The organism is Lichenibacterium dinghuense (assembly GCF_021730615.1).
In the GTDB taxonomy this organism is placed as follows: domain Bacteria; phylum Pseudomonadota; class Alphaproteobacteria; order Rhizobiales; family Beijerinckiaceae; genus Lichenihabitans; species Lichenihabitans dinghuensis.
Window position 1 is genome coordinate 1 of the sequence record NZ_JAJLMN010000002.1, and the last position, 12,642, is coordinate 12,642.

Here is a 12,642-nt window from a genome sequence, read left to right on the forward strand (position 1 = left end):
CGGTCCCGCACGTCCTCCGCACGTCCATGTATTTCGACAGGGAGGTGCATGACGCTCTCCGAGAGATCGCCTTCCGGGAGCGCCTGAACGTCTCCGATCTGGTGAACGAGGGCCTGGACGCGGTGTTTAAGGCCCGCGGCTACCCGTCCGTTTCCAAGCTCAAGGATCGGGGAGCGAAGCGGCGGAAGGGGGACAGGGTGCGATGATGTTGAGACGTGGGTGCGTCACAGCATAATAGCGTCAGGGAGCCCCACGCAGGCCGTGGAGGGCCGTGAGGGCACCGCAGGGTGAAGCCTACCGTTTCCCAGGCTCCCGTATCGTCGGGCGCTTGGAAGGCAGTAGGCCGATGAGCCTCGCAGTCTGCTTCGGTGGTCGTGGCTGCCAGGAAGGCGTGCCCGAGAGCTGTCCTCGTCACTGTGAAGACGGTGGAGATACCGCCCCAACCGCCTCCCGGCGCCAGCATCCCAAGCCGAGCCAGGTTCCATAGGGAGACTTCGACATTCGGGCGGAGCTTGCCGGGCTTGCCGCTGCGCTGCTGATCGGCGGTGACGTGGTGCTCGGGAAGGCCGTTGGTGCAGACGGTCTCAAAGCCCCTCGAGGCTTCGGAGATCGGACAGCCATAGAGCGCTAGGAGCATCTTTGCATCGAGCGGTTCTAGCTCTCTCAGAGTTCGTCCGAAAACATACAATTAGTCACATTTCGCAGCAATTGCACGAGAGCCTCAAGTGCATGCCTTCAACATGCCAAATACTTATCCAACGGACGCTCAGAGTATCTGCTATATGGATAAATTATTCGACTGAGCTGCACGACAGGCAAGATGAGCATTGCTCAACATCACTTGATTGAAGAGGAGACCTGAAACGATTTCAACAAATTTATCAAGCGGTGGTGCATTTGAGGAAAATCGTCGATATAATCTTCACTGAAAGCATATTGAAGAGCTGCTCTTTCGCCAACGTTGACGTTGACTGCACAGTAAGGGCTCCATTTCCAGAAACCTCCATTTGGTAGAGGCATTCCCTTCTCAGGGTGACAAGCGACATAAACAAGCCCGTCCTCAGTTGGACACATCAGACTCTCATTTCCTGCAATGGCATACCCCTGGTATTTCTTGCATCCATTTTGCATGAGCTCGAATCGATCAGGATCAAGGTATTTAAATCCACCTCTCCGCTCTCCATTCCTCTCCCTTGCATCCTGAAATTCCTTCATTTGCAGTGAGTCTTTAATTGCATGCTCAAATGACTGCTGAGCAGTTACGAGACTATGTCCATACTCGAAAAGTATATGAACTTCTTTGTGCCATCCAGTCCCACGTCCCCAGTTTACACTTTCATTTGGATCTGAAGATGCAGGATCGATGTTTGGAGCGATGACACTAAACCCAAACGCTGCTCGGTCTTTCATTGCGTCATATTTTTGCACCCACATTCTATACGTCTGAACCGGAAGATGATAGCGTACGTTGCCGAAATATACATCTGTGAATACTTTACTTTGTGTTGAACTTCGATTTTGAGTAGCAATCGTAGAGACGACGGCTATGCTGAGAAAGATTTTGCGTAAATTAAACATTCTCAGCCCCAACTTTGCAGTGCGCGTTCAGCCCTTATTGCTATGCGTCCGTTAATACCTGCTTGCCGATCACAATCAGCGCTCGCATCTGCGCAGTGATCAGTTCACAATCGATAGCTTGAGGTTCTGTCCGATAAGGGAATCCTAAGTTGAATAGTTGGGGCTGCGGTGATTCCAGGAGGGTGCTGAAACACGGTCTGGAACCGCCATGTGGACCCCGGCCATTGCCAAGGCCTTTGCCGACGCGGGCTACGCTGGCGACAAGCCGGCCAGCGCCACGCTCATCGCTGTCGAGATCGTCCGCAAACCGCCTGGGCAGGTCGGCTTCGTGGTCCATCCCCGGCGATGGGGTGGTCGAGCGCTACTTCGCCTGGATCAGCCGCAATCGGCGGCTCTGGAAGGACCCGGAGGCGACCATCGCTTCCGCAAAGGCTTTCCTCTACGCCGCGTCCGTCATGATGCTGCTACGGCGCATCGGTTGCGCAGCCTGACTTCCCGGACGGACTCTCAGGTGTGAAAGCTGAGAGCCGCCTGATTGTGAACGAGCTGCGCCTTACTAACCCCCGCGAGGCGGATCGTGTCCCCTGTCGTTGGGTCAGTGATTACGGCAGCCCCGCCTACGTTGGAGGTATTATGAAGCACCTCGGCGATGCTGTTATGAAAGTCGCCCCCTGCTAGGCTCAGCGTATCGTGGTCTTCTCCGTTGACGCGGAACTGACGTATCAGGTCCGAACCAAAACCGGAGTTGAAGACGAACGTGTTCTCTGGCGCTCCATGGTTCAGGAACGTATCTTCGTAAGAGGAACTGAAGGTCTGCCCACCAGTGAGTACGTTGACGGCCCGAGAACCGTCCTCACGGAAGTATGTAGACGATAGAACAGAGCTACCATCGCTATTATAAATATTCTGCTCTGCTGTATATCGCTTACCTGTAATGCCCCCTGTAAGATCAAACTGTGCCGGCACAAGAGCACCATACGAGAACGAGCCGTCTATTATCTGCGCCCTGATGAACGACTGTGTTTCTATCTGACTTGTTCCTAGATTGTCTACAAATGTATATGATTCGTCCGAACTCGGCACAGCCGATCCGAGACTAAATGTTGAGCCATATACATTTGCACTAAACTGTACTGAATTTACGCCATAGTAGCTATATGCTTTACCGCTTACCGCAAATGTGCCATTACCCTCGTACACAACATCTGGATCTATGGATAGAGTTTCTACCGGAGCAGTAGAGGTATCTGTGACCGGAACTCGATAAACTGTACTAGGGATAGATGAATTGCTGATTACAGTCAATGTAAGATCAGTGTTGAGAGTTTGTCCTGGGATGGCGTTGATAGGCGTAAAGATAATTGAGCGTAGATCATCTGTAATCTGTGAGGCGGTTCCTGTGAGCGTATTGTTTGGGCCAAGACCCTCTCCTGAAAGAGTTCCTTGCCCATCGGATCTTATGCCAATGTAGAGGGTATCGATAGCGTCAGGAGTAGGATCAAATACAGTTACGGTTGTAAACGGCGCGATAGGAGCTTCGTCTATTGTGCTCTGCCTATCAATAATACCATCGATATATGGCGGGAGCGGCCCGAACAGTAGCGACATAAGATCCTCCAAACAACCGTCATTCTTGGTCCTCGTCATCCTAACGCCGTGCGACCTGAGCTGAAATAGGAATATGGTGTTCTGGGTAGGTTGGGAACCCTGCGGAAAGGCGAGGGGGCGCCAAGGATACAGGGTGCCTTGGCGCTCCAGAGAGACCTAAGGCCGCCCTACCAGACCCGGCCCGGCCCAATGAGGTTCCGCCTCACGGCCTCCTCTACGGACAGCACCTCGGGAGACTCGGGGAACTGTAGCCGGAGCTGGTCCCCGAACCACCCGAAGGCGAAGCCGTGGCGATGGGCGAGGTCCGCCACGTTGACCTTCACGGCCTCGACCTCGAAGCGGATCGCGGCCTCGGCGGCGCACTCGGAGGGCGTGGGAAGGGCGTCGAACGCATCGACACCCTCGCCACGGTCCATCCTCGCCTTCCGCTGGGCGAGCCGATAGGCCCGCTCCCGGCTGTTGAGGTGGTCGAGGTCCGTCACCTCGGGGCCACCTTGGCGAGGCCCTGGCGCATGGCGACCGCGAACGGCACCTGTCCCAGGCCGGGGATGTTGAGGAGCACGGTCTTGCCGCTGAGAGAGGCTGTCACGCCGCCTTCGAACCGGAGCCCCATAGCCGCCGCGGGGTTATGAGCCGCGAGGCTTTCCAGGTAGCGCGCCACGGCTCCTGCGTAGGGTTTCGTGCTGCGAGTGGCGATGTGCTCTCGGATGGCGGCGCCCGTCACCTTGAACCCCGCATCCGTGTTCGCCCACTCGGTAAACGTCTCCGGGGTCACGCCCGCCTGCCGGATCGCGGCATGGGCCTGGGTCATAAAGGCGCCCCGCATGGTGTCGATCTGCCGGGACATGGTGGCGGGATCGGTGCCAGCCTGCCGGGCCAGGTCTCCGATGGTCCGGGAGGAGATGTCGCCCGTGGTGGTCCACTCGTGGAGGGCGAAGGACTGCGTGGCGCTCTCGGTGGACTGCGTGAAGTGCTGGTAAGCAGCCTCGGAGTTCGCGTCGAGCTGTTCCGGGCCGACCGTGGGGGCCTTCTCGGCAGGCTCGCCAGCCATGATACGGGCCTTCTCGGCCTCGGCCTTCTCCGACATCCGGGCAGCCGGGCCGGGCTCATAGAGACCCGTGGCGGCGTTCTTCACGAGATAGCCGAGGCGTTCCGCGTTGGCCGCCGTGGTCTGCATCCCGTCGCACATGACGAGGCTCGTGGGCGTGATCGCGCTGGCCGCGATGGGGGAGCCCATGGCGCTCGTGGCGGACCCGAGGATGCCCACATGGCCGTTGCCGAGGTCAGCCGTGTTCATGCTGGTCGGAGCGTTGTCGGAGTAGGTGGCGACACCATCCCGGAAGGTGACGGTGGAGCCGTAGCCCGAGGAGCCGAAGCCCGAGCGGGCCACCGGGGAGGTATCGGCCGGGGCAGCCTCGACGGGAGCGGTCGGGATAGAAAGGGCGACGTGGAAAGGGTTCATGGTGGGGGTTCCTTAGTGGGTGCGGGTGGCGGCGAAGGCCGAGCGGATGAGTTCCCAGCGGGTGAGGTCGGCCCGCGTCATGCGGAGCGTGCGACCACCTGGGGCGAAGTTGTCGGGTTCGAGGGAGGCCGAGAGGCAGCCCTGAACGAAGGCGGCATCGGCAGCCGTGAGGGACCCCGCGAGCATGAGCCGGGAGTCCATCTCGAAGTTGTCGGCGCTGTGCCCGTAGCGGTTCAGCGAAGGGGCTAGGAGCGAGTCCAACGCACGGGGCTGGTGATCCTGGGGGTCAAGGTCGGGATGGGCGTGGTAGGTCACGCTGCGGCCTCCGGCAGGGGGATGGAGAGAGCCGCGCGGCGCTCGTGAGCGTACCGCATGGCGAGGAACAGGCCGCGGATGTCGCGCCACGTCCGCCATTGGCTGTCCGTCATCACGACCGCGTGGCCGATGATGTCCTCCGGCCGGATGGTGATGCGGCGGGCGAGAGCCCGTTCAAGAAACTCCCTCTGACGCTCCCGCAGCAACGGGACCGGACTGGAGAGCATCACGCATGTGTCCGTGACGAAGTTGAGAGCGTGGTGACCCTCGACGTGAAGTTCCGGGGCCACGATACCGTCAACGGTGCGCTCTCTCGGCCGGTTGTTGGGGTTTGTTACTTTTCCATGGTGCATGGTGATAGTGCCCTTGTAGGGACGCGCAACATCGACCCGGCTAGCGACTAGCCAAGGGGACAGGATGTGCAGCGATGTGGTGGGGGATGGGTGAGGCGAGACCGGCTAGGGTCCGCTTTGGAGCTAGCGCGTCATGGCGTGGTGGTGCTAAGGCGCTGTGACGCTACAGCGTGGATGCGCGGTGATGGACGTAGGAGCCCCTAGGAAGGCCCTGGAAGGCGATCCTGCCGGTTATGCTACGGATGCCGCCCCGGTTCCGAGATCACCGCCAGTGACTCCCGCACGGGCCTTGCCGTCGCTTCTACGGATGCCGCCCGTCCCACCCTTGCGATAGTAGAGGTTGGACCGGCGGAGGTTCGTGAGGTCCCCATCGGCGACCTCGACCATGGACTCCTTGCGGTCCCCCATGATGATGCGGGCGACCACATAGACCCGCTTGTCCCGCTTGGACTTGAACAGGACGTGCCCGGCGTGGCGGACGGCCTTGTTCCGGTAGAAGGCGGAGAAGCCGTGCGCCGTGATGAGGGCGAGCCAGTCCTCGACGTAGAGGGTGGCGGTGTCCTGGGAATTGAGGATGGAGACGGAGACGACGACACGGCCGTTCCGATCCTTGCTGGAGATGATGGACGGCCGAGAGCCGCCCGGCGAGCTGCGGGAGTGCATGGTGCTGGGGTTCCTTGCTGGGGGCCGCTACGGGGTGCGGCAGGGGACGTGAGAGAGGGCCACGAGGGCGCGGCCGAGCGACCACCCGGTAGAGGAGCCTTGGGGCGGGTCGTGGTGGTGAGACGGCGCGATGGTGCCAGGAATGCTGACACCTTGGCCTCCATGGCCGGCGGACATACGGGCCGAACATATGCCCACGTCACAGGAGCCCTTCGGCGGGCCGTGAGGGGGCATCAGGCGGAGAGGCTAGGCCAATGGCCGAGCTGGGCTAGACCCTCGTGGGTGAACCCGAGGGGCACGGCTGGCACGGGAGGCGGATGGAGCGGATACCCTTCATCGGATGAAGGGTGAGCCGTGGAGGTGAACCCGAGGGGCACACGGCGAAAGCGAATAGACCGTGAACGCCCGACCTCACGCGCAAGCCCGGAACCCAGCGAGGTCGAACCATGGCTAGTCGCTAGCCCGAAGGTCAACAGCACAGGGGAACCATAGCAGGGAGGCGGATGATGGTGTCGGATAACAGATGACCTAGCGAGTACCGCAAGGGGACTACAGGAGACCTAATGGTTTTTCTTAGTCTGTATCACCTTCATCTTACCCTCTATGGTTCACCTCTACTGTTCACCTTAATATACCCCCCTCCCCATGATCCTTGGGGGTCTCCTAGGCCGGAGGCCGTGATGGGGAGGTCTCTGGCGAAGCCCCCAGAAAGCGCCTGGTTATCCTATAGGTGGCTCCAAACGTATTCCGGAGCATGGCACCCGTGTAACGTGCATCACCGCTTTGGAAATGCCGCGGTATTTCCTAGGGTCGGGGCTAATTGTGGGTAGACAAAATGCCATAGTCCACAACCCCGCTAGCTGCGGTAATTCTGGCCTGCTTATCCTAGAGTCACGGGTAATCGACATGGCCCTAGGATTACTTAGGAGCCTCTTGGAGCGGATTCTCTGTTTTCGGCTAGGGCAGTGACCCCGAACCCTCAAACGCCCGTCTACGGCCTTCCTACGCAATCCTCCGACCCATTCTTGTCCCTACAACGGAGAAGCCCCCGAGGCCGGCTAAGGCACCCGAGGGCTGGGGAAGGGTGAACCGGGAGGACCTGCCGAGCTACCAGCCCCGAGCCTCCCGCAACGTAGTGGCCCTGGCATTGTCGAGTTGCCACCCGGCCCCGTGGTTCGTCAGCGGTCACCCCCTGTCCACCTGAACGGCCCCCGAAAGGGCCTGTATCCGATACCGCCCCTCACGCCTGGGCAGTCTCGGCCTGCCGTTTGGCGATCTTCGCCACGGTGGCCCTGCCGCACCCCGTAGCGGCTTGGATTTGGCTGTAGGAGCGGCCATCCCGGAGCATGGCGGCGATCCCCTCGTTCCGGGCCACGTCCTCCTGCCGGCCCTTGTAGACCCCCTCGGCCTTCGCCTTGGCTTGCCCCTGGGCCTGCCGGCGCCGCCTGTCGTCGTAGTCCTTCCGGGCCACCGCGGCGAGCACGTCCAACAGCATGGCGTTGATCGCGCCGAACATGCGGGCCGTGAAATCGTCTTGCGGCCCCGTCAGGGTCCACGAGGTCGGGAGGTCGAGGGCCACGATGCGGACCTGTCGCGCTTCGATCTCGGCCCGGAGCTTGCGCCAGTCGCCTTCCGTGAGCCGGGACAGGCGGTCCACCTGTTCGATGAGGAGCACGTCCCCAGGCCGGCAGTCGGAGAGGAGCCGGAACAGCTCGGGGCGGGCCAGCTTCGCGCCGCTCTCGTTCTCGACGTAGGTTGCCGCGATGGTGAGGCCACGGTCTGCGGCGAAGGTGTCGAGCTGGGCACGGGCGCGGGTGGCGTCCTGTTCCGAGGTCGAGGCCCGGAGGTAGGCGCGGACGAACATGGGAAGCACCGAAGTTCCGTTAGGATGGTTCAGTGATAGTCGGTTCCGTTTGGATGGTCAAGCGCCCATCCTGAACCACCCCGGGGCCTAGTTCCGTGGGGGCATACCCATAGAGAACCGGCTGAGTAGGTATCGGCATCGAGGAACTTGGTCTCCGAGCTTATCTTCGGTGCCTAGATTATCCCTGTCTCATGTGCGAAGCGTTCAGGCCGGCGTGGCGGAGGCAACTAGGTGTCAGTTCACGGATCAGAACCTGTCCAGATTAAACTGCTCGTAAACATCACGCTCGGGATCGTTTTCGGATGCGTTGGCCTAAACGCTTTCATAAACGGCTATTTTGACCTGGGTAAGAGTAAGGTGACTAGATATTATCGTGGTAAGCGACCATTTATATTCTGGTCTCTCGTTATTGGATGTCTTCTGTTTTCGCTAAGCTGCGCTTTTTCTGTCAGTGCATTTTCACACTAACAAGCCATATTATTGCCTCGTAAAATAGATAAAATTGATCTCCTTGCCTATATTATTACTTCGGTACCGAGCATAATGAGCGGCTTACTTAATCTTATCCAAAGCGAACAGGGGAGAAGGTGAACGGAGGAAAGCATCGGACGGTGGATGAACACTCCGAGAAGTGACAATCTCGTCTGAAACGGAGATTGCACATGCTCAGTGTCCCTGCCTTCCTAACGTTCTACGCTGCCGTTCTCGCCCTTCAGATCGCCCCAGGGCCAGACATGATGCTCGTCATTGGGCGTGGCGTCGGCCAGGGCCGGAGGGTAGCCCTGCTCACCGCTGCGGGAACGACGCTCATCGCTGCGCTGGTGCAGCTTCCACTCTTGGCATTCGGCGTCGCCTCTCTCGTTCAGGCGTCGCCGGTGGCTTTCCAGGCTCTGCGGTGGGTCGGCGGTCTTTACCTCGTCTGGTTGGGCGTCAAGCTCCTGCTGAAGGCAGGACGGTCGGTCAGTGGCGACAGGACGGCGCCGCGAGCTGTCTCGGATTTCACGGCCTTGCGGGAGGGGGCAATCAGCAGCCTCACCAACCCGAAGTCGATGGTGTTCATGCTGGCCTTCTTGCCCCAGTTCGTCGATCCGTTGTTCGGTTGGCCGGTGACGGTTCAGTTGCTCATCCTCGGAACGGTGCAGAAGCTCTCAGGCTTCATGGTTATGGCAGCGGTAGCGCTTGGCGCAGGGACATTCGGGACGTGGCTCGCTCGTCGGCCGTCCTTGATCGCGTGGCAGGAGCGGTTCGCCGGCTTGGTGATGGTCGGGCTCGGCCTTCGCCTCGTCCTCAGCGGTGACGCCAGGGCAACACGGTAGAAAGCGGCTCTCGCATCGATCACGCAGGTTCGCTTGGGGTGTATTCATCCGAAACCATCTCTCACGCATGAGTCGGCCTGCCGGAAGGGTGTTCAACGGATGAAGCCCCCAGGCTCCACCAGGATGCCCCGTGCTGGCCCTGCCAAGGCCATGGGCGGCGATCTCGGGGCGGGAGGCTGTCACGGTGTCCCAGCCACTGGGCAGACTTCCACGGTTCTCGGAGACGTAACCACGTTACGGCGTATCAGCGCATTAGCGTGGGTATGCTATAGCGTTGCCTCTCCACGCGCCCCCGCACCCCGGCCTTCCCCGCTAGGATGCCCCGTGCTGCCCCTGCGGAGGCCGTGGACGGCAATCATGGGGATGGAAGCGGTTCGGGGTAGCAGAAACAGCCGAGTGGCCCTCTACAGCCTCTCCAGGCGATCCTAGGAACAATGCGGGTGCGCTGTGATGCTACGGAGTCGAAGCGTCGTGATGCGGGAGCGGGCCAGCACATGCCCCAGGCAGCCCCCCGAGAAGCCACGACAGGGTGCCCCGGAGGGCCGGCATTCCACCGCGCCCGGCCGCGCGATGATGCACGTTCATCCCGCCGCGGGTGCGCCCGCCATCACGCGCGCCTGTATCGCGTGCGGTCCGCGGCCGGGCACGGGGGGGGAACGCCCACGCGACGATCTATCAATGCCCGCTCGCATGGCTGGCCCAAAACAAAACGACCCCCTGCCCTAGCGCAGCGAAAGTAGCGTAGGTGGCGTGGACAAATTAGCGGTGCTGAGAGAACAGATCACGCTGAGCTTGACTGATCGCGCTATCAGCCCAATCCACCTCGCGCTTCGAGGGCGGTATATGCGGCCGTCGATGTTCATTATCGTAGAACAAGGTTCCGTGTACCCCGACTGCGTCGCGCTTCAGAATTGGGCGGTCCCAAACAGGCGTCAGCACGGAACCGGCGGCCTCTTCGCCAATTCGTTCGACCAAATCTTCGATCAGCTCAATGTCGCGCCCGTTCGGGAAGATCACAGCGAACTCCTCGTCTGTGGCCTGGAACACGCTGAAGGTCGCGTTCGCAGCGCCGTCGATAATCTGGATATTCTTCATGGACGGCGATCTTGCACCCGGTTGGAGCGTGACGGCAACCGATCCTCGTTCACGCAAAGCGGGAGGACTGATTCAAGCCTGCTTTTTGGAGATAGGCTTGAGCCGGGGCGACCCCTTCACCCGTTCCGCCACTACAGCCTTCCGGGGCACCTCCCGCGGCACATAGGGAACCCGCTCGGCGGCAGGCTGGGCCGGGGGAAGCCCCGCCAGGGTTCTCCAATCGACCTTCGGGGGCTTCGGAGGCTTCACGTTCACGGGAGCATAGGTGGCCTCGCTTCCGACACCCGGTACCTTCCTGCGGTCCCGATAGGGCTCCCGGCAGGCGAGACAGGTACGGGGAGGCCTTCCGGCACCCGACCGGCGCTCTACGGGCTTCCCGCATGGGCACAGCAACAGCTCACTCGGCATGGTGGATTCTTTCGACGTGGGCCGGTTGGCCCTATCGAGGGTCCTGGCGGCGCCGTGGATGGATGAATGGGCGGGAGGAGCTGGGCTCTACTCGCCGACTTCCCCTGTAGCGTGGGGCTTGCTGCGGCCTATCTTGTAATTGGATGCTCGTGGGCACCGCTGTTCTGGACCCACCCCCCTCGGCCTTCCTGCCCCGGCCGAGAGACAGCCAGGTCCGCCATTCCCCGGAGACGATGCGAACCACGTTGGTGTCGCTGCGGAAGGCCGAGAGGCGCCGTTCCTCGACCGTAAGGAGCCCGAGGGTGCGGGCTTGGTGCAAGGCGGTCCGCACGGTGGTCTTGCCCACCCCGGCGAGGGCCGCGAGGGCTCCAATAGGAAGCACGCAACGGCCCGCCTTCGTCACCTCGGCGGCGATCACGGAGAGCACGGCAGCCTCCGCCTGGGTGAACCGGCAGGCCAGCGTGGGCGGCAGCCATCCCGAGGCCACCCAACGGCGGCGACGTTCAAGGCTGGCATCGGACCTGGGGCGCGGCCCGGTGCTACGCCTGGGAGTTTGGGGGGCAGTCTTCACGGCCCGGCGAGCGGCGATCAGCTCGCACAGTTCAGAGGCCTCGGCGTCGTTCACGGCACCCGCGCCGTAGGCCTGCCATATGGACTTAGACAGGGCGTCGAGCCCCGTCAGAGGCGAAGCCGCAATGGCCCGCCTCGCTTCGTCAGCGAACATCTGTCAGCCCCTCATGGGGCCACGCAAGGCGCAAAGCGACCTCGACCGGGGAACGTGGCGTTTTCCCCGTTGACTCCTTGGGGGGAGCCGTGAGACCTTCGCGACTGTCAGGTGGCGAAAGCCTCTATCGATTTGGAACCCCTGGGCTTGTGGTGAGCCTGGGGGTTTCGTCGTTTTAGCGGTCTGTCGTGGCGGTCCTCGTCCTCGTCATCCCCGGCCGACTCGCGCCGCCCGATCCCCCATCACGCCTACACTGCGGCAGGATGTCAAACCGGGACACCTCACAGTGCTCCTAGGGCGGCCCTTGTGTAGCATATGCGCGTTGAAGCGCACTAGCGCCGTGATGGCTCCGCGCTATGTCATCCCCATGCGGGTACGTTTCAGCGTGTAGACGTAGGTGCGTGGGTGGTCCTACATGCACCTGCGCCACGGCATAAGGGCACCACGGGATGCGCGTCGTTACCCTCGTCACCCAAAAGGGCGGGACCGGAAAGAGCACCCTGGCAACGTCCCTGGCGGTCGCGGCAGGGCAGGCCGGTGAGACCGTTGTGGCCTTCGATCTCGACCCCCAGGGCACCCTAGCGGCCTGGGGCAACAGCCGGCAGGCGGAGACCCCGGCAGTCGTCACGGTTCCGGCCGAGCGCACGGGCGAGCTGGGCGCGGTGCTCCGGGGCGTGGCCGGCAGGTTCTCCCTGGCGATCCTCGACACGGCCGGCGCGGACAACCCCATCACGCGGGCCGCGATGGAGCTTGGCACCCTGGCCCTCGTGCCCCTACGGCCCACCCGCCCCGATGGCCTCGCCATCAAGCCCACCGTCGAGGCGTTGATCCGCGGCGGCCGATCATTCGGGTTCGTGTTGAACCAATGCACCCCGAACGCCCGTAGCTCCCGAGCGGCCGAGATGGCGGCAGGGCTGGCCTCCCTGGGGCTGCTGGCCGAGCCCATGATCCATGCCAGGGCCGACTATCAGGACGCTTTCGCGGCCGGGCAGGGGGTCACGGAGTATGCGCCCAAGGGGCAGGCGGCGGCCGAGATCAGGGAGCTTTGGGCTTGGGTGAACAGGCAAGCGAAGGAGACAGGCAAGTGACGAAGCGGCCGAGCGTGATGAGCCTGGACGATCTCATGGGGGCCAAGGCCGAGCCCCAGGCGGAAGCTTCCCCGCCCGCCCCCGAGCCTGTCGTGGAGTCCCCGCAGGCGCCCCTTCCTGCGGTGGTCCCAGAGGCCGAGCCGGAGGAGCCCGTGAAGGGCCGGAAGC

The 12,642-nt window shown here is 61.9% G+C and carries 12 protein-coding genes and 1 pseudogene; 4 read left to right on the forward strand and 9 right to left on the reverse strand.

All coding sequences use genetic code 11. The features are described from left to right. Window positions 1-206 (forward strand): ribbon-helix-helix domain-containing protein (locus tag L7N97_RS28100; protein ID WP_237482527.1); only part of this gene is annotated, 206 nt, incomplete at its 5' end. 631 nt (window positions 207-837) lie between these two features. On the opposite strand, the gene L7N97_RS28105 is transcribed toward L7N97_RS28100, so the two are convergent. Further along, window positions 838-1,578, reverse strand: coding sequence for a hypothetical protein (locus L7N97_RS28105; RefSeq protein WP_237482529.1), 741 nt, complete (start codon window positions 1,576-1,578; stop codon window positions 838-840). A 217-nt stretch (window positions 1,579-1,795) separates the two neighbouring features. On the opposite strand from L7N97_RS28105, the pseudogene L7N97_RS28110 reads away from it, so the two are divergent. Next, a pseudogene (locus L7N97_RS28110) lies at window positions 1,796-2,069 on the forward strand (IS5/IS1182 family transposase); the annotation flags it as partial. A gap of 16 nt (window positions 2,070-2,085) precedes the next feature. Here the strand turns inward: L7N97_RS28110 and L7N97_RS28115 are convergent. From L7N97_RS28115 to L7N97_RS28145, 7 genes are all read right to left on the reverse strand, one after another. Next, window positions 2,086-3,186, reverse strand: a complete 1,101-nt coding sequence (locus tag L7N97_RS28115; protein WP_237482531.1) for a hypothetical protein — start codon at window positions 3,184-3,186, stop codon at window positions 2,086-2,088. A 167-nt stretch (window positions 3,187-3,353) separates the two neighbouring features. Further along, entirely contained in the window at window positions 3,354-3,668 is a 315-nt protein-coding gene (locus L7N97_RS28120; RefSeq protein WP_237482533.1) for a hypothetical protein, read from the reverse strand. Further along, window positions 3,665-4,648 (reverse strand): hypothetical protein, encoded by a 984-nt coding sequence (locus L7N97_RS28125; RefSeq protein WP_237482535.1) that lies wholly within the window; start codon window positions 4,646-4,648, stop codon window positions 3,665-3,667. Before L7N97_RS28125 ends, L7N97_RS28120 begins: the two co-directional genes overlap by 4 nt. Window positions 4,649-4,660: 12 nt before the next feature. Then, the gene (locus tag L7N97_RS28130) at window positions 4,661-4,963 is read right to left on the reverse strand and encodes a hypothetical protein (RefSeq protein WP_237482537.1); all 303 of its coding nucleotides are present in this window, start codon (window positions 4,961-4,963) and stop codon (window positions 4,661-4,663) included. Then, window positions 4,960-5,190, reverse strand: coding sequence for a hypothetical protein (locus L7N97_RS28135; protein ID WP_237482538.1), 231 nt, complete (start codon window positions 5,188-5,190; stop codon window positions 4,960-4,962). The genes L7N97_RS28130 and L7N97_RS28135 overlap by 4 nt, the downstream gene beginning before the upstream one ends. A gap of 357 nt (window positions 5,191-5,547) precedes the next feature. Further along, window positions 5,548-5,979, reverse strand: coding sequence for a hypothetical protein (locus L7N97_RS28140; protein WP_237482539.1), 432 nt, complete (start codon window positions 5,977-5,979; stop codon window positions 5,548-5,550). Between the two features lie 1,240 nt (window positions 5,980-7,219). Continuing rightward, the gene (locus tag L7N97_RS28145; protein ID WP_237482541.1) at window positions 7,220-7,843 is read right to left on the reverse strand and encodes a recombinase family protein; all 624 of its coding nucleotides are present in this window, start codon (window positions 7,841-7,843) and stop codon (window positions 7,220-7,222) included. Window positions 7,844-8,505: 662 nt separating this feature from the next. Here L7N97_RS28145 and L7N97_RS28150 point away from each other — a divergent pair. Further along, complete coding sequence (locus L7N97_RS28150) at window positions 8,506-9,159, forward strand: LysE family translocator (RefSeq protein ID WP_237482543.1); 654 nt, start codon at window positions 8,506-8,508, stop codon at window positions 9,157-9,159. Window positions 9,160-9,918: 759 nt separating this feature from the next. Here the strand turns inward: L7N97_RS28150 and L7N97_RS28155 are convergent. Next, window positions 9,919-10,254 carry a hypothetical protein gene (locus tag L7N97_RS28155; RefSeq protein WP_237482545.1) on the reverse strand — a complete coding sequence of 112 codons (336 nt, stop codon included), beginning with the start codon at window positions 10,252-10,254 and terminating at the stop codon, window positions 9,919-9,921. Window positions 10,255-11,835: 1,581 nt separating this feature from the next. Between L7N97_RS28155 and L7N97_RS28160 the strand changes: the two genes are divergently transcribed. After that, entirely contained in the window at window positions 11,836-12,474 is a 639-nt protein-coding gene (locus L7N97_RS28160) for a nucleotide-binding protein (RefSeq protein WP_237482546.1), read from the forward strand. Window positions 12,475-12,642 lie beyond the last annotated feature (168 nt).